Below are 26,031 nucleotides of genomic sequence, written 5' to 3' on the forward strand. Positions count from 1 at the left end.
GCTCAGGCCGCTTCGGCGGTCGCTCCACCGAGTTCGACAGCCGCGAAAGCAGTCTTCAGCACGTCAGCCCCGGCCCCGGGTCGGGTTGCGTCGGTGGACAGGATCTGACGATAGCGGCGCGCGCCGGGCAGCCCATGAAACAGCCCGACCATATGGCGGGTGACATGGCCGAGCCGGCCGCCCTGTTCGATATGGCGCGCCGCATACTCCGCCATAGCATCGATCAGTGCCGCGAAATCGAACGCTTCCGACCGTGCACCGTAGAAGGCGGCGTCAACGCCGGCCAGAATGCCTGGTGTGTGGTACGCGGCGCGGCCGAGCATGGCTCCGTCGACATGATCGAGATGCAGCCGCACCTCGCCAAGAGACTGAATACCGCCATTGATACCTATGAATTTGCTTTGTTTTCCAGCCTTCAACCGATAAACCCTGTTATAGTCTAGCGGCGGGATGTCGCGATTTTCCCTGGGGCTCAGCCCTTCCAGCCAGGCCTTGCGAGCATGCACCCACAAGGCATCGGCGCCGGCATCGAAAACCCCATTCGCCAGCGCATCGAGCGCCGGCTCCGGATCCTGTTCGTCGACGCCGATGCGGCACTTGACCGTGACTGGCACCGTCACCGCCGCCTTCATCGCCGCGATGCAGGTTGCGACGAGGTCGGGTACTTTCATCAGGCAAGCGCCGAACGTGCCCGACTGGACGCGGTCGGACGGGCAGCCGACATTGAGATTGATCTCGTCATAACCAAAGGCTTCGCCAACGCGCGCCGCTTCGGCAAGTTTTGCCGGATCGGAGCCGCCAAGTTGCAGAGCGACGGGATGTTCCACCTCATCGAAGCCAAGCAGCCGCTCGCGCGCGCCGTGGATAACCGCGTCGGCCACAACCATTTCGGTATAAAGCAGCGCATGTGTCGTCATCTGGCGATGGAAGAACCGGCAATGCCGGTCCGTCCAGTCCATCATGGGGGCCACGGCCACTCTATGATCTTGATTTTTCAGCATTTTTTCTTTAACATCAAATCGTTAGAACCTGCCGAGTGCACACGAATTTACGCCAAGTCGATCATGGTGAGACGCTGACAAAGTCCCGTATAGCGCGCCTGAAGCCCTTCGGTGAATTCATCGACCTTCATATCGACGACATGTGCGATGTAGGCAAGTCCCTCTCCGATCTGTGTCGTAAGCACATGACATGAGTTGTCCGGATTAGGCAGCACATTAGTTGTCGGTTCTATCGCCAGCCAAAGGAGGCTTGGGATGACACGGACAGCATGGCTGAACACCAGCCTTCAAATCCAACTGCACGAATTTTTCCAAAGCAGGAACATAGAAGCATTGTGCGAGTTAGGCACGACGCCTGCTCGCGTTCCACGATCTGCCAGGGTTCTCTTTGATGTTCGAACGAATGCCCAAGACAATGTATCGCTGTCAGCTTTTCGTATCTGCCTTTGGTTTGCTGTTGCTGATGGGCGACCTGCTCCACGATGACAGGGCCATGGCGCAGCAGGCTTGTCCGGCCGATCACGATAAGCTGCTTACAGTCCTCAAAGCCAATGTGAAGGCAAGCGGCGGACCAGCGAATGGCGGCTTTGAAACCAACGAATGGGGCGCGATCGTTGCCCGCGATGGCACTGTCTGCGCGATTGCGTTCAGCGGCCCCGCAGTCGATTCGCAATGGCCGGGCAGTCGGCTCGTCGCAGCGGAGAAAGCCAACACCGCCAACGGTCTCAGCCTGGCTCAAATGGCCCTGTCGACGGCCAATCTCTACGCTGGCGTGCAACCGGGTGGGCCGCTCTTCGGGCTGCAGGCGACCAACCCCGTCAACCAAGCCGCGGCTTATGCGGGCGATCCCAAAACCTTCGGCAGCGCCAACGATCCGTTGGTCGGCAAGCCTATCGGCGGCGTCGTCGTGTTTGGCGGGGGCTTGGCCCTTTACGACGGCAAAACGATCGTCGGCGCGCTTGGCGTCAGTGGCGATTCCTCTTGCGCCGACCACAATGTCGCCTGGCGCGTTCGCGCGGCTCTCGGCCTCGACAAGGTCCCGGCAGGCGTCAATCCCAACCGTAAGGATGCCATCATCTATGATCTCGATCCCGGCGGAAAAAGCGCCTCCGGCTGGGGTCACCCGCTATGCTCGGGCACCGAGGCCGACATCGCAGCGGAAATCGGTTCAGGCGTCGGAGGCGCGACACCGAAATGAAGCAAGCAGCGCGGTGTGCAACACCCTGCGTCGACGCGGTACGCACGAACCGACCGGCGGCAGCTAGAAAACGTCTCCAGAGCTTCCTTGCGGGGTTGCTGCTGGCTTGCACTCCTCTGCTGACGGGCGCTTCCGAAGCTCCGCCACCGTCGGCGATCTCGCCGCCTGCTTCCGCCGCACCGCGCGACGATGGGCAATGGACGATGCCGGCCAAGAACTACGCGTCGACCCGCTACAGTGAGCTCACGGAAATCAACGAAGGCAATGTCAAGAACCTGCAGGTGGCCTTCACCTTCTCCACCGGCGTCAACAAAGGCCAGGAAGCGGCGCCGCTGGTCGTCGGCGGCACTATGTACATCGTGACCCCCTTCCCCAACATGGTCTACGCGCTCGACCTCACCAAGCCAGGCGCGCCGATGAAATGGAAGTTCGAACCCAATCCCGAACCCGCGGCGCAAGGGGTTGCCTGTTGCGACGTCGTGAATCGCGGCGCGGCTTTCGCGGACGGGCGCATCTTCTTCAACACACTGGACGGTCACACCATCGCACTCGATGCGAACACCGGTCAGCCGATCTGGAACTCCCATATCGGCAACATCAACATAGGCGAGACCATCACCATGGCGCCGTTGGTGGTGAAAGGCAAAGTGCTGGTCGGCAATTCAGGCGGCGAGATGGGCGTCCGCGGCTGGGTCAAGGCGCTTGACGCCGGCGACGGTCATGTCGTCTGGACGGCCTACGGCACCGGACCGGACAAGGACGTGCTGATCGGCCCCGATTTCAAGCCGCATTACGACATGGACAAGGGCAAGGACCTTGGCGTCACGACATGGCCGCCGGAAGCCTGGAAAATCGGCGGCGGCAACATGTGGGGCTGGATTTCCTACGACCCGGATCTCAACCTGATCTTCCACGGCACCGGCAACCCCGGACCGTGGAACCCGGATCTGCGGCCCGGCGACAACAAATGGACGTCAGGGATTTTCGCCCGCGACCCTGATACCGGAGCGGCGAAATGGTTCTACCAGTGGAGCCCGCATGACCTCCATGACTATGACGGGATCAATGAGCAGGTCCTGCTCGACATGAACTGGCAGGGCAAGCCGCGCAAGGTGCTGGTCCGGCCCGAGCGCAACGGCTATCTCTACATTCTCGACCGGACCACCGGCGAAGTGCTGTCCGCGAAACCCTACGGTCCCGTCAATTCCAGCAAGGGTGTCGACCTCGACAGCGGCCGTCTGGTCGAAAACCCGGACAAGAAGACCGGTACCGGCAAGGTCGTCCGCGACATCTGCCCGACCGCATCGGGGCTCAAGGACTGGCAGCCTTCCGCCTTTTCGCCGAAGACCGGGCTGCTCTACATCCCGCATAACAATCTGTGCATGGACGAAGAAGGCGTCGAGGTGAACTACATCGCCGGCACGCCCTATGTCGGCATGAACGTGCGCATGATCCCCGGGCCTGGTGGGAACCGGGGCGCCTTCACCGCTTGGGACATCGCCGCGGAGAAGCCCGCCTGGAGCCTCAAGGAGAACTTCCCGGTGTGGAGCGGCGCGGTCGTGACCGCCGGCGATGTCGTCTTCTACGGAACCATGGAGGGTTGGTTCAAGGCGGTCAGCGCCAAGACCGGCGAGTTGCTTTGGCAGTTCAAGACGTCGTCCGGCATCATCGGCCAGCCCATCACATATCGCGGCCCCGACGGACACCAATATGTGGCGATCCTGTCGGGTGTAGGCGGCTGGGCCGGCGCCATCGTGTCCGGCGATCTCGATCCGCGCGACGCCACCGCTGCCCTCGGTTTCGTCAACGCGATGAAGGATCTCAAGGACGCGACAACGGCGGGAGGCACGCTCTATGTGTTCCGGCTGCCCTGAGGCACTCGAGCGGCCCTCGCGCCAGGTGCGAAAGGCGCTCCAGCGGATGGCAACCGGCATGGCCGCCCTCGCCTTGCTGCTCTTGCCGGCGACAGCGAATGTGCGTGAACTGAGGGTCTGCGCCGACCCGAACAACATGCCCTTCTCCAACGCCGCCGGTCAGGGCTTCGAGAACAGGATCGCTGAGATCGTGGCCGCCGATCTCGGCGCCAAACTGACCTACACTTGGTGGGCACAGCGCCGGGGCTTCGTGCGCAACACGCTGAAGGCCGGCCTTTGCGATCTCGTGCCCGGCACGCCGGCCAATCTCGAAATGCTGCGCACCACCACGCCCTACTATCGGTCGTCCTATGTTTTCGTCACCCGCCAGGACGCTCCGGATGTGGCGTCCTTCAACGATCCGCGGCTGCGCGCCATGCGGATCGGCGTGCAACTCATCGGCGACGACGGGGTCAATTCGCCTCCCGTCCAGGCGCTCGGCCGCCGCGGCATCGTCGGGCATCTCGTCGGCTATCCCGTCTATGGGGACTACTCCGCACCCAACCCTCCGGCGCGCATCGTCGAAGCGGTGGCGACCGGCGACATCGATCTTGCCGTCGTCTGGGGCCCGCTCGCCGGCTACTTCGCCGCCAAGCAGAAAGTGCCCCTCCGCGTCACGCCCGTCACGCCTCGTATCGACGGACCACAATTGCCCATGATCTACGACATCTCGATGGGCGTTCGGCGCGAGGACGATGCGCTGCGTGGCGATGTGAACGGCGCGCTCGCCAGGCACAAGGCCGAGATCGACGCATTGCTGTCGCAATATGGCGTGCCGCGCCTCGATGGCCCGGGGAGCCCAGTGCGATGAAGCACGGCGGCGCCATGCTCCTGTTCGCGATCCTAGCGCTTACGGCGTGCCAGCGCGAGGAGCGCGACACGCGCCCGCAATCCTCGCTCGGATCGGGCGAGCAGCCGATGCCTGTGACGACATTGGAACCCGGTGGACAGCGGCCTTCGGCCAGCGACAACAAGGCAGCCAGCTTCGAGGCTAATGCCTTCCACCTCAGCGAGGGCAAGCGCCTGTTCAGCTGGTTCAACTGTTCGGGCTGTCATGCCAATGGCGGCGGCGGCATGGGGCCGGCCTTGATGGACCAGAAATGGCTTTACGGCAGTTCGATCGAAAGCATCCACGCCACCATCCGCGATGGGCGGCCAAAAGGCATGCCGAGCTTCCGCGACAAGATACCCGATGACCAGATTTGGGAGCTTGCCGCCTTCGTTCGCTCGCTGAGTGGCAACGCACCCTCGTCCGCCGCGCCGCAACGCAATGACGACATGATGCCGCATCCGTCGGAAAACCGCATGCCAGATGCAGCCACGCTGGGGAAATCACCGTGAAGCGCCTTGCGTCGACCGGGTTCGGCACGGCCTGCGTCTTGTTTCTGCAGGGATGCGCGGGATGGCAATCAGCGCTCGACCCGAAAGGGCCAGCTGCCAGTGAGCTGGCATGGCTCATCTGGTTTTTCACCGCGCTTTGCGCGGTGATCTGGGTCCTGGTGATGATCGCTCTTGCCACGCCGTTGATGATGCGGTCGCGGGACGGCGCCGAGCCGCTCGTGCTCGACGCCGGCGCCGACCATCGAAAGTTGCGCGTTGTCGTGATCGGCGTCGGGCTGACCGCAGTGATCGTGGTCGGACTGACCTTGCTGAGCTTCTTCGCCAACAGGACGCTTGCGGCGATCGGCTCCGACGCCGCGCTCACCATTCGCGTCACGGGCCACCAATGGTGGTGGGAAGTGCGCTATGAAGACGCCACGCCGAGCCGTATCCTGACCACGGCGAACGAGATCCACATCCCCGCCGGGGAGCCCGTACGGCTTCTGCTGACATCGACGGACGTGATCCATTCCTTCTGGGTGCCGAGCCTTTCCGGCAAGCTCGACCTCATCCCCGGCCATATCAATGTGCTCGACATCAAGGCCGACAAGCCTGGCGTATATCGCGGCCAGTGCGCCGAGTTCTGCGGTGCGCAGCATGCGAACATGGGTACCTTCATCATCGCTGAGCCGAAGGAAAAGTTCGACGCTTGGTGGAACGACCAGTTGCAGCCGTCTGGCCCTCCGGCGAGCGACGAGGCCAAGGCTGGCGAGGACCTGTTCCTCAAGCGTCCCTGCGTGATGTGCCACAGGATCGGGGGCACTCCAGCGGGAGGAACCGTCGCGCCGGATCTGACGCATATTGCCAGCCGGCGCACGCTCGCCGCCGGCACGTTGACGATGAGCCGAGGCAATATCGCTGCCTGGATAGCGGACCCCCAAGGCGTGAAGCCCGGTTCCCACATGCCTGTGGTGGAGCTCAACGGCGACGAACTCAACGCCATCGTCGCCTACCTTGAGGGTCTGAAATGAGCAGCGCGGATCTGATCAGCGAACGCGACCTGCCGCCGAAACGCGAGACCGCCACCAAGGGCGACCTGGCTCCCGAGCATGACGGACCGCGCGATACCGGCATGGACGATGCCAGCCTGCACCACTGGCTCACGCGGGCATGGCGCACGCCGCCCGGCATCATCGGAGCATTGTCGAGCGTCGACCACAAGGTCATCGCAAGGCGCTATCTGATCACGGCCTTCATCTTCCTGTGCCTTGGCGGGCTGAACGCGGTCGCCATGCGAATCCAACTCTCCGGGCCGCAGCGCGGGCTGATCGGGCCGGACCTCTACAACCAGCTGTTCACGATGCATGGCGTCACCATGATGTTCCTGTTCGCTGTGCCCATCGTTCAGGCAACGGGAATCTATCTGGTGCCGCTGATGGTCGGCACCCGTAACATCGCCTTCCCGCGGCTCAATGCATTCGGCTACTGGATCTACGTCTCGGGCGGGGCCTTTGCCTGGATCTCATTCCTCCTCAACATGGCGCCGGACGTCGGCTGGTTCGCCTATGTGCCCCTATCCGGACCGGAATTCTCTCCTGGCAAGCGCGCTGACGTCTGGGCGCAAATGATCACCTATACCGAAGTGTCGTCGCTTGCGGTCGCCGTCGCCACCATCGTCACCGTGTTCAAGCAACGCGCGCCCGGCATGTCGCTGGACAAGATACCGCTTTATGTGTGGGCACTGCTGGTCACTTCCTTCGTCGTCGTCTTCGCGATGCCGGCGGTCATGATCACCTCGACCTTCCTCATTCTCGACCGGCTTGTCGGAACCCACATTTTCAACCCCGCGGAGGGCGGCGACGCCCTGCTGTTTCAGCATCTGTTCTGGTTCTTCGGTCATCCCGAGGTCTACATCATCTTCCTGCCGGCGACGGGCATGGTCTCCTCCATCATTCCCGCTTTTGCCCGGCGACCGACGTTCGGCCATTTAGGGCTGGTCCTGTCGCTGATCGCGGTGGGTTTCCTGTCGTTCGGCCTCTGGGTGCATCATATGTTTGCAACAGGATTGCCGAAGCTCGGGGCGAGCTTCTTCACGGCGTCCAGCATGCTGATCGCCATCCCCAATGGCGTGCAGATCTTCTGCTGGCTGGCGACCTTGTGGGATGGCAGACCGGTGATCCGCACGCCGCTGCTGTTCGTCTTCGGCTTCTTCTTCATCTTCGTCATCGGCGGGCTAACCGGCGTCATGCTCGCCTCGGTGCCGCTCGACCTTCAGGTGCACGACACCTACTTCGTCGTCGCCCACTTCCACTATGTGCTGATCGGCGGATCGGTATTCCCGCTGCTGGGCGCGGCCTATTTCTGGTTCCCCAAGATCACTGGGCGCATGATGAGCGAACGTCTCGGACGTTGGCATTTCGGCCTGGCCTTCATCGGCTTCAACGCGGCCTTCTTCCCGATGCATCTTGTCGGCCTGTGGGGCATGCCGCGCAGGGTCTACACCTATCCGGCGGAGCTTGGCTGGGGCAACATCAACCTGTTCATCAGCGCCGGCGCGGTGCTGTTCTTCCTAAGCTTCGTGCTGTTCACCTTCAACCTGATACATGGCGCATTGAAAGGGGCTCCGGCCGGCGATAACCCCTGGGATGCCGGCACCCTGGAATGGGCCACGTCGTCCCCGCCTCCAAGTTACAATTTCTCGCGCATTCCGATCGTGACGAATGTCGAGCCGCTGTGGGCCGAACGAGAGGCGCTTCCCGTCGCAACTGGACTCCGCGTCGATGTCCGCGAGTTGCTCATCTCGACGGTGGCGGAGGCCTACCCCGACATCCGCGAGAAATCGGCGACGCCGTCGATCTGGCCGCTGCTGGCGGCGATCGCCGTGGGCGGCACGTTCCTCTACTCGATCTTCACGCCGTGGGCGATCGTCTGGGGCGCCATGCCGATCGCGCTCACGCTGCTCGGCTGGTTCTGGCCCAAGGGCGATCCGGAGGACGAGGAATGAACCAGCGGCCCGTCACCGACCTTTCCGCCCTCCCTACGTTTGGCCATGGTCCGCGCAGCCCAACCTGGTGGGGCACGCTCGGCTTCATGGCATTGGAAGGGACGGGCTTCGCGCTGGCGGCCGGCGCCTATCTCTATCTGGCGATGTCATGGCCCAACTGGCGTCTGAGCGCCCCGGAACCTAACCATTGGCCGGGAACGATCGTCACCCTGTTGCTGATCGCCAGCCTGGTGCCAAACCACATCCTCAATCGCTACGCCGAGCATTGCGCCATCGTACCGGTGCGGATCGGCATGGTCGTGATGTCGCTGTTCGGTGTCGCCCCGCTCGTGGTGCGCTGGTTCGAGTTCCCGGCATTGAATATCTATTGGGACACAAACGCATACGGCTCGATGCTTTGGGTGCTGCTTGGACTGCACACCACGCATCTGATCACCGACGTGGGCGACACGATCGTGCTGACGGTGCTGATGTTCACACGCCATGGGTATAGCGGCCGGCGCTTCGGCGATGTGGGCGACAACGTCTTTTACTGGGATTTCGTGGTGCTCACCTGGATCCCGATCTACCTGCTCATCTACTGGGTACCGAGGCTAGGCTGATGCGCGCGCTGCGGTTGGGAATGTCCTGGGGTGGTCTTTTGTCGGGGCCTTTGGCTTGGGCAATCTCGACGCAGCTGAACTACGCGCTTGTTCCGTGGCAGTGCAATCGCCAGGTTCCGGTCGTGCTTCCGATCGCATTGCTGCTGGCCTTCCTTTCACTTCTCGGCGGCATGCTTTCTTGGCGGGCACGGCGGCAAGGGGGCGCGGCTTTCAAGCCGGAGCGCACGCGCGGCACCGAGAAATTCGTCGCCGATCTCGGCATTCTTGCGGCTTTGCTTTTTGCCCTCGTCATCGTCATGCAGGGCAGCGCCGCACTCATTCTCGACGAGTGCCTGCGATGAGCTTCGAGGCCTTCTTCTCAACCTCGATCTGCTATGGCGCCGGCGCGCCCGAAGCGGGATGGACGCTTGCGTTTCCCATCACGCTCCCTTTGGCCGCAATCGCGCTCATCTATGCGCTCGGAGCGAGCCGGCTATGGCGCCGCAGCAGCCGGGGCCGCTCCGAGCGGACGCGGCAAGTTCTGTTGTTCACCGCCGGCTGGGGCGTGCTGACCGGAGCGCTGGTCAGCCCGATCCATGCGCTTGGCGAACGGGTGTTTGCCGCCCACATGATCGAGCATGAACTGCTGATGGCGGTAGCGGCGCCACTCCTTGTCGCCGCCTGCCCCGGCGCAGCCCTGATATGGGCATTGCCGACCGGACTTCGCCGAGGGACGGGAAGGCTCACGCACGGCAGGACTCTTCGTGCGATCTGGACCGTTGCCAGCCGCCCCCTCAACGCAACCGCCATCCACGGCATCGCGATCTGGATCTGGCACGTTCCCGTCCTGTTCGAGGCAGCGCTTCAGCAGGGCGTGCTGCACTACGCCCAGCATGCGAGCTTCCTCGGCACAGCCCTGCTGTTCTGGTGGGGGATTCTGCCGCGTTCCGGCCGCCAGCAGGCCTATGGCAGCGCGGTCATGCATCTCTTCTTCACGTCACTGCACACTGGTCTGCTCGGCGTGCTGCTGCTGTTGTCGCCCAGACTCTGGTACCCGCAGAATGCCGCCGGCGCGGCGCTCTGGGGTCTAACCCCGATCGAGGACCAGCAGCTCGCCGGACTGGTGATGTGGGTTCCGGCTGGCCTGATCTATGGCGGAGCCGCCTTGCTGCTTGCCGGCCTTTGGATAAGTAAGAGCGGAATCAGGGAGGCAAGCCATGCGCTCCGGCCTGGCTAGGATGGTGGGCGGCGCGCTCGCCGCGATCCTGCTGCTGACCGCGGCAGTCGCCGCAGCGACCTTGTGGTCCGACCGGCGCGATCGTGTTCGCCACGAATCGGACATGGCGACCGGCGGCTTGGAAGCGCGCGCCATTCCGATCATGATCGCGAACGGCTGCTCTGGATGCCATACGATCCCCGGCGTGCCGGGGGCACAAGGCCAGGTTGGTCCGCGCCTCGATTCCAGCCTTGCCGACCGGGTCTTTATCGCCGGCGTGCTGGCGAACAATCCGGAGAACCTGATCCGCTGGATACGAGCGGCCAGGGAGATCAATCCGCACACGGCAATGCCATCGACGGGGATCACAGAGCAGCAGGCGCGTGATATCGCTGCCTACCTCTACGCCCTGAAATGATCAGCCCTCGCCGCCGCGCCGGGACCACAGGCCGCGGCCGGGGTCGTAGCCGACCACTGCCGCCAGGAAAAACACGACGAGGCAGGCGAGAACGACAAGGGCGGAAACGGGATCGAAGCGCAGATAGAGCGTGAAGCGTATCAGTTCGACCGCCGAACTGAACGGCCCTCGAGCGACAGCGCCTTCATGGACCGATCACCACTCCCCAGGGGCCGCGTCCCACCGGCACCGACTTCACCACCTCCTCATTCTCCAGATCGATGAACGAGATGTCGCCGGAATTGCCATTGGCGCTGACCAGGCGCTTCTGGTCATCGGACAACGCCAAGTGCCACGGCCGCTGGCCGACGAGATAGAGGCGGCGCACCGCCAGCGTCTTGGCATCCACTTCGGCCACCCGGTTGGCCGAACCGAGCGCGACATAGGCAGTGGCGCCGTCGCGTGCCATTTCGATGTCGACCGCCTGGACGCCCTCGCTGCGGATGCCGGGGACCTCGAACTCGACCTTGCCGGTCTCTGCACGAGACGTGGTGTCGAGGCGGTCACCGTCCCGGGACCAACAGAAGCAGCAGGATCGAGAGCGCCAGTTTCATTGATGGAGAGGTTGGGCGAGAATAGGAGTTCATTGACGACCTGAGGATCGGCCACGTCGATCTTCGCCCGCGGGCCGTCAACTGGCGACGGAAGAACCGGCAATACCGATCCGTCCAATCCATAGCGAATTTTGCTTCCAGCATGTTTTATTTTAGTTGCTCTCTGCCGAGGCTGGTCAGTGTTGATCACCGAACAGCTTGGAAAGCCTGTAATCTACTGCATTCTCTTTGTATTTCAAACACTTGGCGGGCGAGCATTGCCGCAATTCACGGCTGTTCGATGCTCGTTTGAATCGGTTTAGATTCATATTAATTTCAAAAATGCAATAGGCATATTGAATTATCCACAAATTGGAGTAGCTTTTTAGCTATTGCTAATAAAAGGAGGACGGCATGCACATCCGTGCGTGCCAAGGGAGGGGGGTCATCATCATGGCCTATTTATTGCCTGATAGCATCCGCCGGCCGCGGATGATCCACGCGCGCAGGACACGTCCGCGCGGGAACGCCTGACCGGGGCATGAGCGAAGGGCTTGGAACGCACTCGACGCCCTACCCCCGATCCATTTCACCACTCCACTTTCTTTAACGAGGACGCGTAGCGCCGGCCGTACCGGCGGATGCGCGCCCATGCGGCCGGTTGTCGGCGTTGGGGCCGATTTGGGCCTGCCGCAATAACCAGGGAGAATTCCGATGGCACTCGACATCCTCGCCCAAGACATCATCATCGACGAAACGACCGGCCTTCAGCAGCCCAGTGAAATAGACCCGACCGGCAACAGCAATGGCACGTTGCTATATCTCCTCAGCCGCGACGGAGCGGGGGGGCTGGCCTCACCGCAGGTCGCCTTCCAGTCCAACTTCGTGGTGGCCTCGGCGAGCGCGGGGGAAACCATCGACTCAGTCGTTCTTACGCAGAACGCCTCCGGAACCCCGTTTTCCACCACCGTCGGTGTGAACAGCGGCATTCAGACGGCCGACGGCAATTATGTCTGGCTATTCCAAGCCGTGGGGCACCCAAATGTAGTGATCGGCGTCATTGGGACCTCTAGTCTGGTCATCGCGCCAGACGCGAACGGCCCGCTCGCCTTCTCGTTCGGGCTGGATGGCACCGGCGCGAGTGCGGACCTCTACCTGGTTCAGTATGTGCCGTTGCTCCATCTGAACCCGGCCGACCCAGACGACCGCATCGATCTGACCGGCAAGGTGTTCGCATCGGTCTCGGGAACCACCGTCGTCAATTTCAGCCAACTTGGCGATGCCCCTCCCGGACACAACAAATGGTACATTCTCGACGCCGATGCGGCGAGCTCACAGAAGATTCTCGTCACTGCTCACGACAATGGCGTGCAAGCCGAAGTCAACATCAGCACGCAAGGCCTGGGTGTCTCATCCCAGGACGTGCGCTTTGGCCGCGAGCTACAGATTGACCTCATCAATGGTGGCACCCAGAGCGCGGGCAAGAACTTCACCAACTCGCCGCTCGCGCCAGACTACGGCAGCCACATCGAAACTGTCATCAGCGCCGGTTTTTCGGTCTCGCAGTCCACACCTACCAATACCAAGGCCGATATCGAGATCCACGCCTACAACAATAACGACAACGCGGAAGGCGCCGCGTTGCCCGGCGATGACAATGATGCAGAGATAAATATCTCCGCGGTGACCTTCAAACTGAACGGCGTCACAACCACGGCCGCAGCCCTGGGCATCACCATTAATGACAGCGGCCCTGGACTGATCCTTCATGATGTCGGCGAGGGCGTGACGGTCGATTTCACTGCAGACGCTACCTTTGACCGCTTCACCATCAAGAACATCGATACGCAGAAAGATTATTTCGATGTGAAGGAAGTTCACTTTGGTGGACAATCAACCAACGCCTACACCGAACAAGTCGGCTCCTTTATCAACTTCGACGACGACGGCCCGGCGGCCAGTTTGATCGAGGAAACGGCCACGCTGCTGCAGGACGAGACATCCGGTGTCGACCTCAACTCCGATGACCAGCCGCTCGGCTCCCTGCCCGCCGCCTTCGTGGCGCTTGGCTCGGCTATTGGCTGGGCGTCCAGCGCTTCCGCCGCTGTCACGCCTAACTCGAACTTCGGCGCGGACGCACCTGGCACAGAGACGCTGTCGCTTGGCGTCAGCGGGCCAAACGCTGACTCCGGCTTTGATTCGCTTGATGGCCATAATATCCTGCTTAATGTCGAGAATGGCCTCGTGATAGGCCGGGTTGATGTCGGCAATGACGGCAGCGTCGCCAGCGACCCGATCGCGCTCGCTATCTCGATCGACCAGAACGGCATTCTCAGCATCGCGCAGTACTTGGCGATTGCCCACTCGAATCCCGGCGACGCGGACGACGTGCAGACAATGCTCGACAGCGCGCTGGTCGCCAAGCTCCATGCCGTCGACAGCGACGGAGACAGCAGCGACACCAGCGTCGCCATCGGCGATAAGGTACAGATCAGGGATGACGGCCCGAGCGTCACGGGGGACGGCACCAAGCCGACGATCACGGTTGACGAGTCCAGCCTGGGCGACAAAAGCGGCGATTTCTCTGCCGCCTTCCAGTCGAATGCCGGTGCAGATGGTGGTGACATCAGCTATGCGCTCGGAATAAATCTGGTCACGAACGACAGCGGCCTGATCGATACCTTAAGCGGCCAGTCCGTCCTGCTTTTCGTCGAAAGCGGCGCCGTGGTCGGTCGTGCCGGCTCAGCCGGTGGCGCCGTCGTGTTCACGGTTAGCGTGGATATTGACGGTAACGTCACACTCGATCAGGAGCGCGCCATCATTCATTCGCCGGACACCGGGCCGGATCAGCAAACAACATTGACGTCCGATGATCTCATCACGTTGACGGCAACCATCACGGATGGCGACGGCGATCAGGATTCTGACACCGTCAACATCGGCACGAGTCTCATCTTCAAGGACGATGCTCCGACGATCACCGTGCCGTTCGACGGCGACCAGACCGGCACTGCCGGCACCCCCGAGACTCTGGCCAATACGACCAGCGCATCAGCCATAGGAGCCTTTGGCTACGACGTTGGCGCGGATGCTCATCCGGCTGCCTTCTACACGGGTGGCGGTTCGGACTTTGTCGACCAGGACAGCGTGCTCTCCGGCATCCAGCTCAGCCTTGGTGGTAACCTCACCGGCCTTGCACCAGGCGCGACTCCGTTCATCAGCTCGTTCGCGACGCTCCAGTCGGAAGACGCCCATCAGGCATCGTTCAACTGGCAAATCACTTACGACAGCGACCCCAACTCGGCCGCCGACCCCCCGGCAACGGCGGGCGGCACCCTTGTCTTCGACAAAGATAATGACACCTACACCATCAACTTGAACGACGCGGTGGAGGGCTTCACCAAAGACATTCTTCACACCAGTGAGCTTCTATCCAAGGAGCCTACGGGCAATACCGGCCACCCGAATATCGTGGTGGAGAAGCTCTTCGAGGCGGACAGTACACCGGAGACGACCGACCGTGACTTCTTCGTGCAGTTCACGGCGAACTCGACCACCAACACCATTAAGTTCGGGCTTAACACGACCGGCGACAGTGACGGGGTCGGCGCGACACCTACCGACACCCAGTGGAACCCCGGCGACCTGGTCACAAACAGCCACGAGGATTGGGTGTCTGCCACACAGAGTACGAACGGGGTTGCTGGTGACACCATCCAGAAGGGCGAATTGCTGACGCTGCGGTTCTTCGACCACAGTCCCGGCATCGCCACCGAGGACACCATTCCCACCCAGGCGGCCAGCGACATGGCGATCAAGTTCGACGGCATCGGCAGCAGCGAGGACCTGATGGTCATTCTTCAACTGGTCAGCAGCACCGACAGTTCGGTGCACACCTCCAAGGCGGTCTACATCTCCAACGCCGATATCTACAAGACTGGGCAGGTGCCTGCCGCCTACGCGGCGGACTTCCCGCTCGATAACAACGACGGCCTCGTGATCATCGAAAAGAACGACTACAACGCTGCCGGCGAGAACTGGGTGATCCAAGGTGCCCAGATCATGCAATCCGGCAACGGGATCACAGGCGACAACACTGCGATCGACCTGCAACGGGCGATTGGCTCTGGTGGTGGTAGCTCCCAGAACACACTGGTGAACTGGGACGCGACCGACAACGATGTGCTGAAGATCGTCGACCTCGGCTTCACCTCGACCCAGACCACGACACCGGACGCGCACCTCGACTTCGGCGTCCAAGTGGCGGACGCGGACGGCGACATGACCAACGTGCAGTTCATCCACGTCGACATCGCCTGACGGTCAACTACGGGGGCAGCAGCTGCTGCTGCCCCCACCCGCCACGCCCCAGCTGAGCGCCCGGGCACTCGCAGTAGCATCGAAGTGGGAATTCCGTGATGCAGCCAAGACCGCAATTCCAGGAGGTAATGCATCTGGCACGCCACCAGGTCCCCGCCCTCCTCCTCTTCAGCCTGGTCTCCAATCTTCTCCTGCTCGCCAGCACCGTTTACATGCTGCAAATCTACGACCGGGTACTGTCGAGCGGTTCCATCGACACATTGTTCTGGCTCACATTGGCCGTTGTCGGCGCCATCGCCGTCTACGGCATGCTGGAACACGCCCGCCGTATGATGCTGGGGCATATCAGCCAATGGCTGGACGACCAGCTCAGCGTTCCGGTGATCGAACGCGCCATGGACGCGCGGCTCGCCGGCAGCAGCCTCGAAGCCGGGCTGAAGGACGTAGCGGACCTGCGCGGTTTCATCGCCGGCGACGGCATCCTGACCTTTCTCGACGCGCCATGGACACCGGTCTTCCTGGCGTTCATGTGGTTGCTGCATCCCGCGCTGGGCGTGGTCGGTCTTGCCGGCGCCGTGCTTTTGTTCTGTGCTGCGCTCGCCAATGATTTCCTCACCCGCCGCAAGAGCCAGGAGGCCGCGGCCGGACTGCGCCGCAGCCAGACCGCCGTCGGGCAGTTCATCGACGGCGCCGAGACATTGCGCTCGCTCGGCATGTCCGAGCCGGCGCTGCGGCGCTGGGAGGAAAACCAGCAGTCGCTGATGGATATCCAGACCCGGCTCCTGCGGCGCACCACCGTCATCGGCAGCTTGTCGCGTTCGCTTCGCCTAGCGCTCCAAGTGGCGGTGCTCGGGCTCGGCGCCTATCTCGTCCTGCGTCGCGAGCTGACGCCAGGCTCGATGATTGCGGCCTCGATCCTGCTCAGCCGCGCGTTGGCGCCGATCGAGCGCTCTATCGGCGCCTGGCGCGGCCTGGTCAGCGCGCGAACCGCGCGCAGCAATCTCACGAAGCTTTTCGCCGACACCAGATCGATGCAAACGGTTGGCGTCACATTGCCCCGCCCACAAGGCAGGCTGAAGCTCGAGAACCTGCATTACTGCGCGCCGGGAACGTCCCAGGCGCTTGTCAATGCCATAAGCTTCGGCGTTGAGCCGGGCCAGACCTGCGGTGTGATCGGCCAGTCCGGTTCCGGCAAGACCACGCTCTGTCGTCTTATCGTCGGCGCGCTGCGGCCTTCGCTCGGCCATGTCAGGCTGGATGGCGCGGAGGTGTGCAACTGGCCTTCGGACGAACTTGGCATGCATCTCGGCTATCTGCCGCAGCAGGTCGAGCTGTTCCCCGGAACGATCGGCGAGAACATCGCGCGCCTGCGTGACGTCGACAGCGACGCGGTCATCGCCGCGGCGCAGCTTGCCGGCATCCATGATATGATCCTGCGGCTGCCGAACGGCTACCGGACCGAAGTGGGACCGCATGGCGCTCGCATTTCGCGCGGCCAGCGCCAGCGTATCGCGCTGGCCCGGGCACTGTTCGGCGATCCGCAGCTGATCGTTCTCGACGAACCGAACACCGGCCTGGACGGTGAAGGCGAAGTGGCGCTGTTCAACGTGCTCCAGCAACTGAAGGAGCGGGGCCGCACTGTCATTCTCGTCAGCCACCAGACCAATCTCCTGCGCACCGCCGATCATGTCGTCTTCCTCCATGACGGATCGGTTTCGATGTTCGGCACGCGCGACGAGGTGCTCGGCGCGCTCGGCGGACCGCCCAGGCGCATTCCGGTTCCGGCGGCCTTGCGGGAAAAGCTTGTTGCCAACGCGGCAACGAAACTGAACGCAGCGGAGTGAGCCATGAGCGATCGATTTGGCGACTTCTCGACGACGCTGAACCGGCTGACGGACAGCTTGCACGAACTCACCGACAGGCTGACCGCCTCCGCCAACGACCTCAGCACAGCGGTATCGGTTTGGTTGGATGGGACCGACACGCCGTCTCGCATAATGTTGCTGGCGGTGGCTGGCGCGCTCTTCCTGCTCTTGATTGCGGGATTGCTCCGGCGACGCTCGCGCGCCTACCGTGCCAGCAGGCGCAATCTGAAGCTGCGGACGCGGCCGGCGCGAATGCTGGGCTACGCTTCGGCCATCCTTTTCGTAGGCGGCACCGCTGCTTGGTCAAGCGTCGCCCTGCTGGCGAGCGCTGTCGTTGCCAACGGCGTCGTCAGCCCCGAAGGTTATCGTAAGACCATCCAGCATCTGGAGGGCGGCATCATCGGCGCGATCCACGTTAAGGAGGGCGATAAAGTCAGCGTCGGCCAAGTGCTTATCAGCCTGAAGACGACCGATGCGCAAGGGCGATATGACGAGCTGGAGGGGCGCTATGTTCGCCTGCTGGCGACCGAGGCGCGACTTGTTTCGGAACTTGCCGGTCGGGACCGGATCTCCTTCCCCAAGGAGCTGACCTCGATCGACAGCGAGAGCGCGCGAAAGGTGGTCGCCGAAGAACAGGCGCTGCTCGACAGCCGCCTCGCAACCCGCCAAGGCCGCACACAGATCCTCAACAAGCGCATCGCGCAGATCGAAGAGCAAAGCACGGGAGCGAGGGATGTCATGGCGGCCGAGGCCGAGCAACTCGGCCTGATCGACCAGGAGATCGCCTCCGCGCAGGAGATGTACAGGAAGGGCCTCGAACGCCTGCCGCGGATATTGGCGCTTCAGCGCTCCCAGGCCGACATTCGAGCCAACCAGGCATCGAACCGGGCGCAGATAGCGAAGAACGATCAGCAGATCGGCGAGACCCAGTTCCAACTCCTCAACCTGCGTCAGCAGGATAGCGAGAGCGCCAACGAGGATCTTGCCAAAGCGCGCACGGATCTCGCCGAATTGCGCAGCCAATTGCCTTCGCGCCAGGACGTGCTGGCGAGGACGGACATCGTCGCGCCAATCGCCGGAACGGTGATGAACCTGCGCGTAACAACGGAATCGGGCGTGATCTCCAGCGGTCAGGCGCTTCTCGACATCGTCCCGAACGAGGCCAATCTGATCATCGATTCCCGCATCAAGCCCACGGATATCGACGTGGTGCATCCGGACATGCCGGCCCGTGTGGTGCTGTCGGCCTATCCAACCAGACACCTGCCGCAAATCCATGGCCTGCTGACCTCGATTTCGGCTGACCGGCTGACGGACGAGAGAACCGGAGAGCCTTATTTCCTTGCCAAGGTCAAGATCGACGCGGCCGATCTCAGGGATCTGCATGACATCCATCTATCGCCCGGCATGCCGGCGGAAGTCATGATCCTGACCGGCGAGCACACGCTGCTGGACTATATGTTGGCGCCGGTTCGCGATTCGCTCAATCGTGGGTTCAGGGAGAATTGAGAAGCGATACCCACCGACCTGCCCCGAGGGTCAAGCATAACCTCCATCGCGCCCGTAAGGGGCGCGATCCACCAGAGGCAGAGGGGCGTGGCGGCTATCGCCGCAGCGCGTGTATGCTCGCCATGCTGTCGCTGCCCATCGGCAGTGCCATGTCATCGTCGAGAAGCCGCGTGATCCGGGCAAATCCGGTGAACGCCTTTCTGGCTTCCTCCGCCGACATCTGTCCCGACAGGGCAGCCGAGCAGCAATTCAGCGCGCACTGATACACTGGCCCACGTCGTCCCGTCGGCCATTTACGCAAGAAAACCATCGCCTCGGCGACACTATCCACTTCTTCTACAGGATGCCCCTGCCCGCGCGATATCCGCACGGGCGCAAAGAAATGCAGGTAGTCCATTGTTTCCTCCCGGTCGATCGAGATGCGCTCGATCGAACCGTATGAAACGCCCCGCCTGGTGATTTGTTCCATACGGAAAACAGAATTTTTTAAAAGATTCTGGCGATCGGAATGAGGTCGGCTATACCGTCGGGAAGTGGCAAGCCGCTTTGCGGCCGGATTGGTGCTCCCTCAGCTCCGGCCGTTCCGAACGGCAGCGCTCAACCGCGATTGGGCATCGGGGGTGGAAACGGCAGCCGGATGGCGGGTTGAGCGGGCTCGGTACGTCGCCTGTCAGAATGATACGCTTGCGCGTCCCAGTGGGCGTCGCCTGCACGACGGGAACGGCCGAGATCAACGCCTGGCTGTAAGGGTGGGCCGGGGCTGAAAATACCTCTTCCGCCGGTCCTTCCTCGACGATGGAGCCGAGATACATGACCGCGATGCGGGTCGAGACCTGACGCACCACGGACAGGTCGTGGGCGATAAAGACATAGGTGAGGTCCAACTTCTCCTGGAGATCGGCAAGCAGGTTGACGATCTGCGCCTGTACGGACACGTCGAGCGCGGAGACCGGTTCGTCGAGAACGACGAGATCGGGATTCAGGGCGATGGCGCGCGCAATGCCGACACGCTGGCGCTGCCCGCCCGAGAATTCATGGGGAAAGCGCATGACATGGTCCGGCAACAGTCCGACGAGGTCGAAGAGTTCCGCGACGCGGCTGGCGATCTCGCGCGATGAAAGCCTGCCATGGATGCGCAGCGGTTCGGCCACCAGGTCGCCGACGCGCCGGCGCGGATTGAGCGAGGCCGACGGGTCCTGGAAGACCATTTGCAGGCGCCGCCGCAGCGGCCTCAGTTCAGACAGCGATTTCGAGGTGATGTCGTCGCCTTCGAACAGGAGCTTGCCGTCCGAAATGTCGTAAAGCCTGACCAGGCATCGCGCCAGCGTGGACTTGCCGCATCCGGACTCGCCGACCAATCCAACGGTTTCGCCGCGCCGCACTGTCAGGGAGACATTGTCGACCGCGTGGACGGTTCGCCTGCCCTCCGCGGAAAAACGGCTGCCGATCGAGAAGCGTTTGCCGAGCCCGCGCGTTTCGAGGATTGGACGGTCTTTGTCGATCATCGGTCCGCTCATGTCTGCGCCACCCGGAAACAGGCCGCCGCGTGCGTGGCGGCGCCAAGCTCGGGCTTGCCGGTTAGGCAGGGCTCGTACCCGACGGGGCAACGCGGACCGAAGGCGCAGCCTTGCGGCAATCGCAGCAGCGATGGCGGAGACCCGGGAATGGCCGGCAGGCGGCGGGGTTTGGCACCGGTCAGCGGCGGGATCGAACCAAGCAATGCACGCGTATAGGGGTGTCGCGGGTCGGAAAACAGCTCCGTGCGGCTGCCGCGTTCCACGATGCGGCCCGCATACATGACCATGACCCGGTCGGCGAGTTCGGAGACCACGCCCATGTCATGGGTGATGAAGACCACCGCCGATTTGTGCGTGGCGCGCAGCTTGCGCACCAGATCGAGAATGCCGGCCTGCACCGTGACGTCGAGCGCCGTGGTCGGCTCGTCCGCCACCAGCAGCGCCGGGTTGCAGGACAGCGCCATCGCGATCACCGCCCGTTGGCGCATGCCGCCGGAGAGCTGGTGCGGATAGCGCGACATTGCTTCGTGCGGATTGGGGAAATTCACCTCCGCCAGAAGTTCCTCCACCCGCTCCATGGCCTTGGATTTGCTGATGTTGCGATGCGCGCAGATCTGTTCGGCGATCTGCCAGCCGATGGTGTAGACCGGCGTCAGCGCCGTCATCGGATCCTGGAAGATCATTGCGATCTCATTGCCTCGCAGGCGCCTCAGTTCGCGCGGTGGCAATCCGACCAACTCGCGACCCTTGTAGCGGATCGAGCCTTCGATGATGGCGTTGGGATCGGTGATAAGCCCCATCACCGCAAGCAGCGACACGGTCTTGCCGGAGCCGGACTCGCCGACGACACCGAGAATTTCGCTTTCCGCGAGGTCGAAGGAAACGCCATCGATGGCCCTCACCAGGCCATCATCGGTCCGGAAGGATACACGGAGATCACGCACCGACAATATCATGATGTCCTCAGGCGCGGATCAAGAAGGATGTAGACGAAATCGACGACCGCGTTGGCGACCACCACGAACATGGAAGCGTACATCACCGTCGCCATGATCATTGGCAGATCGAGGTTCTGCAGCGCGTCATAGGTGAGCTTGCCGATGCCGTGCAGCCCGAACACCACTTCGGTCAGGAGGGCCGAGCCGCCCACCAGTGCGCCGAAGTCGAGACCGAACAAGGTGACGAAGGCGATGAGCGACGTGCGCAAGGCATGGCGCAGCAGGATGCGGGTCTCCGAAAGGCCCTTGGCGCGGGCCGTGCGGATATAATCTTCCTGCAGGGATTCGATGATCGCCGCGCGCAAGACCCGCCCGTAAATGCCGATGTAGAGGATGGCGAGCGTGATCCAGGGTATGACCAGCGTCAGGAACCAGCCTTTCGGATCGTCGGAAAAATTCTTGTAGCCAAGCGGCGGCACCCAGGAAAATGCCCAGCTGTCGTGATAGCGGCTCTGGGTGATCAGGTTCATCACCTCGCCCAGCCAGTAGACCGGCATGGAAATGCCGAGCAAGCCCAACGCCATCAGAAGCTTGTCGAGCCAGCTGTCGCGGGTTGCGGCGGCGACGATGCCGATGATGATGGACACCACCACCCACAGGATCGCCGCGCCGAATACCAACGAGAGCGTGACCGGGATCGAATCCATCACCGCCGGCACCACCTTCCAGCCGCGATTGACGAAGGAAGTCAGATCGCCCGTGACGAAGATCTTCTCCATCATGGTCACGTATTGCACGTAGAGCGGCCGGTCGAAGCCGAAGCTGTGGCGTACCGCCTCGAGCACTTCGGGCGATGCATTGCGGCCGGCGATACGGGCCGCCGGGTCGGCGCCCGGTGTGGCGAAGAAAATCAGGAAGACGATGACCGAGATGCCGAACATCACGAACAGCATCTGACCGAAACGGCGCAGGATGGCGTAGATCATCAGTCGCGCCCCAGCCGAACCTTCGAGCGCGGGTCGAGCGCGTCGCGCAGGCCGTCGCCGAAGACATTGAGGGTCATGACGGAAATCGCGATCGCCAGGCCTGGCACCAGCGCCACGAGTGGCCTGGTGTAAAGCAGCGCCTGCCCGTCCTGGATGATGGTTCCCCAGCTCGCCGCGGGCGGCTGGACGCCAATCGAGAGGAAGGAGAGCGCCGATTCGGTAAGCATGTTCAGCGCCATCATCAGCGGTATGAACACGATGAGGGTGGTGGTGATGTTGGGCAGGATGTCGCGCCACAATATCCGCCATCCCGGTACGCCCAGATTGATCGCGGCCAGAACGAACTCGCTGTGCCGCAGCGACAGAACCTGCCCCCGGATCGGACGCGCTACATAGGGTATATAGACGATACCGATGATGATGACCGGCAACCACAGGCTGCCGGACTCGATCTCGATCGGTCCGATCGAGATGCCTTGCGAAATTGTGACAATGGAAAGCGAAATCGCCAGGAGATAGATCGGAAATGCCCAGAGCACATCCAGCAAGCGCGACAGAACTGTGTCGGTAACGCCGCCGAAATACCCCGCGATCAATCCCGCCGCCGTGCCGAGAACCAGCGTGAAGATGGTCGCTGCTCCGGAGATCAGCAGCGAGCTCAGCCCGCCATAGAGCATCCGGGCCATGACATCGCGCCCCTGGCTGTCGGCGCCGAGGAAATAGTTGCCGACCCGCCAGGTCGGGCCGAGCGGCGTGTAGCCAAGCCCGAGCCCCTCTGTCGATTGTTCCATCACCGGAACATCGGCGCCGTCGATCTGGATGACGGCGTCGAGCGTCGAGGCGAAGGGGTCTGTACCTGCCCATTTCGCGTAGAGAGGCGCACTGAGACAGGCAAGGACGATGACGAGGAACACGGCCAGGGACGCCATGGCGGCCCTGTTTCTTGCCAGCTTCGCAAACGCGACGGCCCAGGGCCCTCGCGTTTTGCGCGGCACGGCAGCGACTTGGTACGACACGGACGTGCCCTCCGCGGTTCGTTACTGCACCCAGGCCACTACTGTACCCAGGCCATTACTGTACCCACGACCGGGTGATCATCCAGTTGAACTGCCGGTTAAACTTGAAATTGCCCACGCGCTTGCTGACGAAGTCAAGCCGCTTCGGCGTGAAGAGGCCGACGGCCGGTGCCTTGTCCGTGACTTGCCTGTCGATTTCGGCCCACATTTTGTCGGCGGCTTTCTGGTCGGTCACACCGAGGTCCAATGCCTTCTGCATTTTGGCGTCGATATTCTTGTCGCAGAAGCCGGCGATGTTGATCGATGCGTCCGAGCCTTCACGGAAAGATGCGCAGCTGAACAGGATGTTCAGGAAGTCCGAAGCCGCGGGATAGTCCTTGTACCATTGGGTGACGGACATCTGCACTTTGTTGTTGGTGTTCTGGATGTAGGTGAACTGGATGTTCGACGAGATCGGCTTGACGTCGGCGACATAGCCGATGGTGGTCAGCACGCTCTGCAGATAGACGCCGATGGAGCGGGAAATGGCCGTGTCCTCGACGATGATGGTCACCTTCTGGCCCTTGGTGCCCGATTCCTCGACGAGCTGCTTTGCCTTGTCGAGGTCTGGCGCCGACCACTTGGCGCCGGGGTTCTTGGTGAAGGGGCAGTAGTCTTCGTGGCCGGGGAAATCCGGAGGCAGGACCTGACACACCGGCGAGGCCAGCACCTTGCCGCCAAACAGCTTGACCAGCGTGTTGCGGTCGACCGCGTAGGCAACGGCCTGCCGCGCCTTTTCATTGTCGAACGGCGCGAGCCGGTTGTTGAGCGGCGCATACCACCAGGCCGAGAGCGGCGAGATATGCAACTGGTCCATGGCCTTGGTACCGAGTTCGCCGAGACGATCGCTGGGCAGCGCGTCGAACATCCAGTCGGCTTCCCCGTTCTGGATCGCGGTGACGGCAGCTTCCTCGGAGAGGCCGAAATCATACTGGACGACATCAGGATAGCCGTCCGGTTGGGCGTCCTCGCTCCATTGCTTGAAATTGGGGTTGCGGGTCACCGTCATGCCCTTGTTGGGATCGAAGGCGGAGATCATGTAGGCGCCGGTGCTGGGGATGGGCTTGGAGCCCATGTCTTCCGCGGGCGTGTCCGCCGGCAGAACCACGGCATGCGGCAACGCAAGCTTGTAGAGGATCTCGGCGTCCGGCTTGGTGAGGTTCAACGTAATGGTGCCTGCCGCTTCGTCGCCGACAACGCCGCCTTCCAGCGTGCAGCTCTTGGTTTCGGCAAGGCATTTGTCGGCGCCGACGATGCCGGCATAGAAGGTGCCGGAGGTCGGTCCGGAGACCTTGAAGATGCGCTGGAAGGAAGCAACGACGTCCTTCACGCCGAGATCCTTGCCGTCGGAGAACTTGATGCCCTTGCGCAGTTTGAAGGTGAAGGTCTTGCCGTCATTGGTCACCTCGGGCAGCGCCTCGGCCAGATCGGGGACGATGGTGAAGCCGTCCATGCCCTCGGCCTTGCGGAAGGCGACCAGCCCGTCATAGATCGGCTGATACATCTGCCAGCCCTGGTCGGTGTAATTGATGTGCGGATCGAGCGTTCCGGCGGCCGAGCGGGCCAGCAGGCGAATAGTGCCGCCGCGATGTTCCTTGAGGTATTCGGCCTGTGCCGGAGCCAGCCACGAGCCGGCCAGCAATGCCGCGGCTGAGGCCGCCAAGAGCAGTTTCTTCATGTCGCAGTTCCCCTTTTGTCAGTTGTCGTTGTCGTCCAGGAAGTCTCCCACCACCCGCATGCATAGATCCTGCTCTTCGACATGCGGCATATGGCTGGAATGCTCGAATACCTGCCAGCGCGATCCCTCGATGCCGTCCTTGAACGGCTGCACGGTCGCGGGCGTGGCTTCGTCGTAACGGCCGGAAACGATCAGCGTCGGAACATCGACGGCAGGCAGCCGATCGATGATGCTCCAGTTCTTCAGCGTACCGATGACATGGAACTCGTTCGGCCCGTTCATGATGTTGTAAACGGTCGGATTGCGCACGACCTGGGCGAAGGTCTCGGTCACTTCGGCGGGGAACGGAACGATCCGGCAGACATGCCGCTCGTAAAACACCATCGTCGCTTGCTGGTAGTCCGGATGATCCGTCGTGCCAGCCTGTTCGTGCCGGGTCAGTGTCTCCTGTACGTCCATGGGCAGGTCGGCGCGCAGCCGGTTGGCCTCCTCTACCCAGAGCTTCATGGACGCCGGCGAGTTGGCGATGGTCAGCGACTTCAAGCCCTTCGGCCGCGTCACCCCATACTCGGCGCCCAACATGCCGCCCCAGCTCTGTCCGAGCACGTGGAAGCCGCCGCGGATGCCGAGATGGTCGACAAGGTTTTCAAGCTCATCGATGAACAGCCTGGGTGTCCAGAAATCGGCGCCTTTGTCCGGCAGCAAGGTGGAATTGCCGCAGCCCAGCTGGTCGTAGTGGATGACGGCGCGGCCTCTTCGGGCAAGAAGCTTGTAGGCATCGACGTAATTGTGGGCGGCTCCCGGCCCGCCATGCAAAATGACGATCGGAGCCTTGTCAGCATCGAGGTTACCGCTGACGCGATACCAGGTTTCGTAGTCGCCGAAATCGGCCCGCCCTTCCCTGGTGACGATCTCCGATGACATCCCGATCTCCTGAATG

The 26,031-nt window shown here is 62.5% G+C and carries 23 protein-coding genes; 13 read left to right on the plus strand and 10 right to left on the minus strand.

Features of this window, described 5'->3' with window-relative positions; all coding sequences use genetic code 11:
• Nucleotides 1-2: 2 nt before the first annotated feature.
• Complete coding sequence (gene dusA / locus LB571_RS20490) at nucleotides 3-1,001, minus strand: tRNA dihydrouridine(20/20a) synthase DusA (RefSeq protein WP_224597466.1); 999 nt, start codon at nucleotides 999-1,001, stop codon at nucleotides 3-5.
• A 47-nt stretch (nucleotides 1,002-1,048) separates the two neighbouring features.
• Complete coding sequence (locus tag LB571_RS20495; RefSeq protein ID WP_224597469.1) at nucleotides 1,049-1,186, minus strand: hypothetical protein; 138 nt, start codon at nucleotides 1,184-1,186, stop codon at nucleotides 1,049-1,051.
• 206 nt (nucleotides 1,187-1,392) lie between these two features.
• Between LB571_RS20495 and LB571_RS20500 the strand changes: the two genes are divergently transcribed.
• From LB571_RS20500 to LB571_RS20545, 10 genes are read left to right on the plus strand one after another with little or no spacing between them, the layout of a single operon-like run.
• The gene (locus tag LB571_RS20500; RefSeq protein WP_224597473.1) at nucleotides 1,393-2,199 is read left to right on the plus strand and encodes a heme-binding protein; all 807 of its coding nucleotides are present in this window, start codon (nucleotides 1,393-1,395) and stop codon (nucleotides 2,197-2,199) included.
• Nucleotides 2,196-4,073 (plus strand): methanol/ethanol family PQQ-dependent dehydrogenase, encoded by a 1,878-nt coding sequence (locus LB571_RS20505; protein WP_224597475.1) that lies wholly within the window; start codon nucleotides 2,196-2,198, stop codon nucleotides 4,071-4,073. The genes LB571_RS20500 and LB571_RS20505 overlap by 4 nt, the downstream gene beginning before the upstream one ends.
• Complete coding sequence (locus LB571_RS20510) at nucleotides 4,054-4,923, plus strand: substrate-binding domain-containing protein (RefSeq protein WP_224597477.1); 870 nt, start codon at nucleotides 4,054-4,056, stop codon at nucleotides 4,921-4,923. The genes LB571_RS20505 and LB571_RS20510 overlap by 20 nt, the downstream gene beginning before the upstream one ends.
• Nucleotides 4,920-5,453 carry a c-type cytochrome gene (locus tag LB571_RS20515; RefSeq protein WP_224597480.1) on the plus strand — a complete coding sequence of 178 codons (534 nt, stop codon included), beginning with the start codon at nucleotides 4,920-4,922 and terminating at the stop codon, nucleotides 5,451-5,453. The genes LB571_RS20510 and LB571_RS20515 overlap by 4 nt, the downstream gene beginning before the upstream one ends.
• Nucleotides 5,450-6,463 carry a cytochrome c oxidase subunit II gene (gene coxB, locus LB571_RS20520; RefSeq protein ID WP_224597484.1) on the plus strand — a complete coding sequence of 338 codons (1,014 nt, stop codon included), beginning with the start codon at nucleotides 5,450-5,452 and terminating at the stop codon, nucleotides 6,461-6,463. The genes LB571_RS20515 and coxB overlap by 4 nt, the downstream gene beginning before the upstream one ends.
• Nucleotides 6,460-8,436, plus strand: coding sequence for a cytochrome c oxidase subunit I (gene ctaD / locus LB571_RS20525; RefSeq protein WP_140619713.1), 1,977 nt, complete (start codon nucleotides 6,460-6,462; stop codon nucleotides 8,434-8,436). The genes coxB and ctaD overlap by 4 nt, the downstream gene beginning before the upstream one ends.
• Nucleotides 8,433-9,038, plus strand: a complete 606-nt coding sequence (locus tag LB571_RS20530; protein WP_224597487.1) for a heme-copper oxidase subunit III — start codon at nucleotides 8,433-8,435, stop codon at nucleotides 9,036-9,038. Before ctaD ends, LB571_RS20530 begins: the two co-directional genes overlap by 4 nt.
• Nucleotides 9,038-9,379: a hypothetical protein gene (locus LB571_RS20535; RefSeq protein ID WP_140720409.1), complete on the plus strand. Its 342-nt coding sequence runs from the start codon at nucleotides 9,038-9,040 to the stop codon at nucleotides 9,377-9,379. The genes LB571_RS20530 and LB571_RS20535 overlap by 1 nt, the downstream gene beginning before the upstream one ends.
• Nucleotides 9,376-10,254: a cytochrome c oxidase assembly protein gene (locus LB571_RS20540; protein WP_140718218.1), complete on the plus strand. Its 879-nt coding sequence runs from the start codon at nucleotides 9,376-9,378 to the stop codon at nucleotides 10,252-10,254. The genes LB571_RS20535 and LB571_RS20540 overlap by 4 nt, the downstream gene beginning before the upstream one ends.
• Nucleotides 10,235-10,651, plus strand: coding sequence for a c-type cytochrome (locus LB571_RS20545; protein ID WP_015317831.1), 417 nt, complete (start codon nucleotides 10,235-10,237; stop codon nucleotides 10,649-10,651). The genes LB571_RS20540 and LB571_RS20545 overlap by 20 nt, the downstream gene beginning before the upstream one ends.
• 184 nt (nucleotides 10,652-10,835) lie before the next feature.
• On the opposite strand, the gene LB571_RS20550 is transcribed toward LB571_RS20545, so the two are convergent.
• The gene (locus LB571_RS20550; RefSeq protein ID WP_224587228.1) at nucleotides 10,836-11,099 is read right to left on the minus strand and encodes a hypothetical protein; all 264 of its coding nucleotides are present in this window, start codon (nucleotides 11,097-11,099) and stop codon (nucleotides 10,836-10,838) included.
• 838 nt (nucleotides 11,100-11,937) lie between these two features.
• On the opposite strand from LB571_RS20550, the gene LB571_RS20555 reads away from it, so the two are divergent.
• The 3 genes from LB571_RS20555 (at nucleotide 11,938) to LB571_RS20565 (ending at nucleotide 18,917) form a co-directional block, all read left to right on the plus strand.
• Nucleotides 11,938-15,543, plus strand: a complete 3,606-nt coding sequence (locus LB571_RS20555) for a DUF5801 repeats-in-toxin domain-containing protein (RefSeq protein WP_015317829.1) — start codon at nucleotides 11,938-11,940, stop codon at nucleotides 15,541-15,543.
• 128 nt (nucleotides 15,544-15,671) lie between these two features.
• Nucleotides 15,672-17,387, plus strand: a complete 1,716-nt coding sequence (locus LB571_RS20560; protein ID WP_224597490.1) for a type I secretion system permease/ATPase — start codon at nucleotides 15,672-15,674, stop codon at nucleotides 17,385-17,387.
• A 3-nt stretch (nucleotides 17,388-17,390) separates the two neighbouring features.
• A complete protein-coding gene (locus LB571_RS20565) occupies nucleotides 17,391-18,917 on the plus strand; it encodes an HlyD family type I secretion periplasmic adaptor subunit (protein ID WP_015317827.1) in 1,527 nt (508 codons plus the stop codon).
• Nucleotides 18,918-19,011: 94 nt separating this feature from the next.
• Here the strand turns inward: LB571_RS20565 and LB571_RS20570 are convergent, their stop codons facing one another.
• From LB571_RS20570 to LB571_RS20600, 7 genes are all read right to left on the minus strand, one after another.
• Complete coding sequence (locus LB571_RS20570) at nucleotides 19,012-19,314, minus strand: DUF982 domain-containing protein (protein WP_015317826.1); 303 nt, start codon at nucleotides 19,312-19,314, stop codon at nucleotides 19,012-19,014.
• A 121-nt stretch (nucleotides 19,315-19,435) separates the two neighbouring features.
• Nucleotides 19,436-20,422 (minus strand): ABC transporter ATP-binding protein, encoded by a 987-nt coding sequence (locus LB571_RS20575; protein ID WP_224597493.1) that lies wholly within the window; start codon nucleotides 20,420-20,422, stop codon nucleotides 19,436-19,438.
• 8 nt (nucleotides 20,423-20,430) lie between these two features.
• Entirely contained in the window at nucleotides 20,431-21,390 is a 960-nt protein-coding gene (locus tag LB571_RS20580) for an ABC transporter ATP-binding protein (protein ID WP_224597496.1), read from the minus strand.
• Complete coding sequence (locus tag LB571_RS20585; RefSeq protein WP_015317823.1) at nucleotides 21,387-22,358, minus strand: ABC transporter permease; 972 nt, start codon at nucleotides 22,356-22,358, stop codon at nucleotides 21,387-21,389. The genes LB571_RS20580 and LB571_RS20585 overlap by 4 nt, the downstream gene beginning before the upstream one ends.
• A complete protein-coding gene (locus tag LB571_RS20590; protein WP_015317822.1) occupies nucleotides 22,358-23,374 on the minus strand; it encodes an ABC transporter permease in 1,017 nt (338 codons plus the stop codon). The genes LB571_RS20585 and LB571_RS20590 overlap by 1 nt, the downstream gene beginning before the upstream one ends.
• Before the next feature lie 55 nt (nucleotides 23,375-23,429).
• Nucleotides 23,430-25,091 carry an ABC transporter substrate-binding protein gene (locus LB571_RS20595; RefSeq protein ID WP_224597499.1) on the minus strand — a complete coding sequence of 554 codons (1,662 nt, stop codon included), beginning with the start codon at nucleotides 25,089-25,091 and terminating at the stop codon, nucleotides 23,430-23,432.
• An 18-nt stretch (nucleotides 25,092-25,109) separates the two neighbouring features.
• Nucleotides 25,110-26,015, minus strand: coding sequence for a proline iminopeptidase-family hydrolase (locus tag LB571_RS20600; protein WP_224597513.1), 906 nt, complete (start codon nucleotides 26,013-26,015; stop codon nucleotides 25,110-25,112).
• Between the last annotated feature and the right edge of the window lie 16 nt (nucleotides 26,016-26,031).

The sequence above is a fragment of the Mesorhizobium sp. BR1-1-4 genome (assembly GCF_020165375.1).
Classification (GTDB): domain Bacteria; phylum Pseudomonadota; class Alphaproteobacteria; order Rhizobiales; family Rhizobiaceae; genus Mesorhizobium; species Mesorhizobium australicum.

Bases quoted from the DNA above. Each gene is read 5' to 3' on its own strand.
- LB571_RS20565 (WP_015317827.1), top strand. From the start codon at position 17,391: ATGAGCGATCGATTTGGCGACTTCTCGACGACGCTGAACCGGCTGACG.
- LB571_RS20595 (WP_224597499.1), bottom strand. From the start codon at position 25,091: ATGAAGAAACTGCTCTTGGCGGCCTCAGCCGCGGCATTGCTGGCCGGC.
- dusA (WP_224597466.1), bottom strand. From the start codon at position 1,001: ATGCTGAAAAATCAAGATCATAGAGTGGCCGTGGCCCCCATGATGGAC.
- LB571_RS20600 (WP_224597513.1), bottom strand. From the start codon at position 26,015: ATGTCATCGGAGATCGTCACCAGGGAAGGGCGGGCCGATTTCGGCGAC.
- LB571_RS20505 (WP_224597475.1), top strand. From the start codon at position 2,196: ATGAAGCAAGCAGCGCGGTGTGCAACACCCTGCGTCGACGCGGTACGC.
- LB571_RS20510 (WP_224597477.1), top strand. From the start codon at position 4,054: ATGTGTTCCGGCTGCCCTGAGGCACTCGAGCGGCCCTCGCGCCAGGTG.
- LB571_RS20540 (WP_140718218.1), top strand. From the start codon at position 9,376: ATGAGCTTCGAGGCCTTCTTCTCAACCTCGATCTGCTATGGCGCCGGC.
- LB571_RS20530 (WP_224597487.1), top strand. From the start codon at position 8,433: ATGAACCAGCGGCCCGTCACCGACCTTTCCGCCCTCCCTACGTTTGGC.
- LB571_RS20585 (WP_015317823.1), bottom strand. From the start codon at position 22,358: ATGATCTACGCCATCCTGCGCCGTTTCGGTCAGATGCTGTTCGTGATG.
- LB571_RS20555 (WP_015317829.1), top strand. From the start codon at position 11,938: ATGGCACTCGACATCCTCGCCCAAGACATCATCATCGACGAAACGACC.
- LB571_RS20500 (WP_224597473.1), top strand. From the start codon at position 1,393: ATGTTCGAACGAATGCCCAAGACAATGTATCGCTGTCAGCTTTTCGTA.
- LB571_RS20545 (WP_015317831.1), top strand. From the start codon at position 10,235: ATGCGCTCCGGCCTGGCTAGGATGGTGGGCGGCGCGCTCGCCGCGATC.
- LB571_RS20535 (WP_140720409.1), top strand. From the start codon at position 9,038: ATGCGCGCGCTGCGGTTGGGAATGTCCTGGGGTGGTCTTTTGTCGGGG.
- ctaD (WP_140619713.1), top strand. From the start codon at position 6,460: ATGAGCAGCGCGGATCTGATCAGCGAACGCGACCTGCCGCCGAAACGC.
- LB571_RS20560 (WP_224597490.1), top strand. From the start codon at position 15,672: ATGCATCTGGCACGCCACCAGGTCCCCGCCCTCCTCCTCTTCAGCCTG.
- LB571_RS20575 (WP_224597493.1), bottom strand. From the start codon at position 20,422: ATGATCGACAAAGACCGTCCAATCCTCGAAACGCGCGGGCTCGGCAAA.
- LB571_RS20570 (WP_015317826.1), bottom strand. From the start codon at position 19,314: ATGGACTACCTGCATTTCTTTGCGCCCGTGCGGATATCGCGCGGGCAG.
- LB571_RS20550 (WP_224587228.1), bottom strand. From the start codon at position 11,099: ATGGCACGCGACGGCGCCACTGCCTATGTCGCGCTCGGTTCGGCCAAC.
- LB571_RS20515 (WP_224597480.1), top strand. From the start codon at position 4,920: ATGAAGCACGGCGGCGCCATGCTCCTGTTCGCGATCCTAGCGCTTACG.
- LB571_RS20580 (WP_224597496.1), bottom strand. From the start codon at position 21,390: ATGATATTGTCGGTGCGTGATCTCCGTGTATCCTTCCGGACCGATGAT.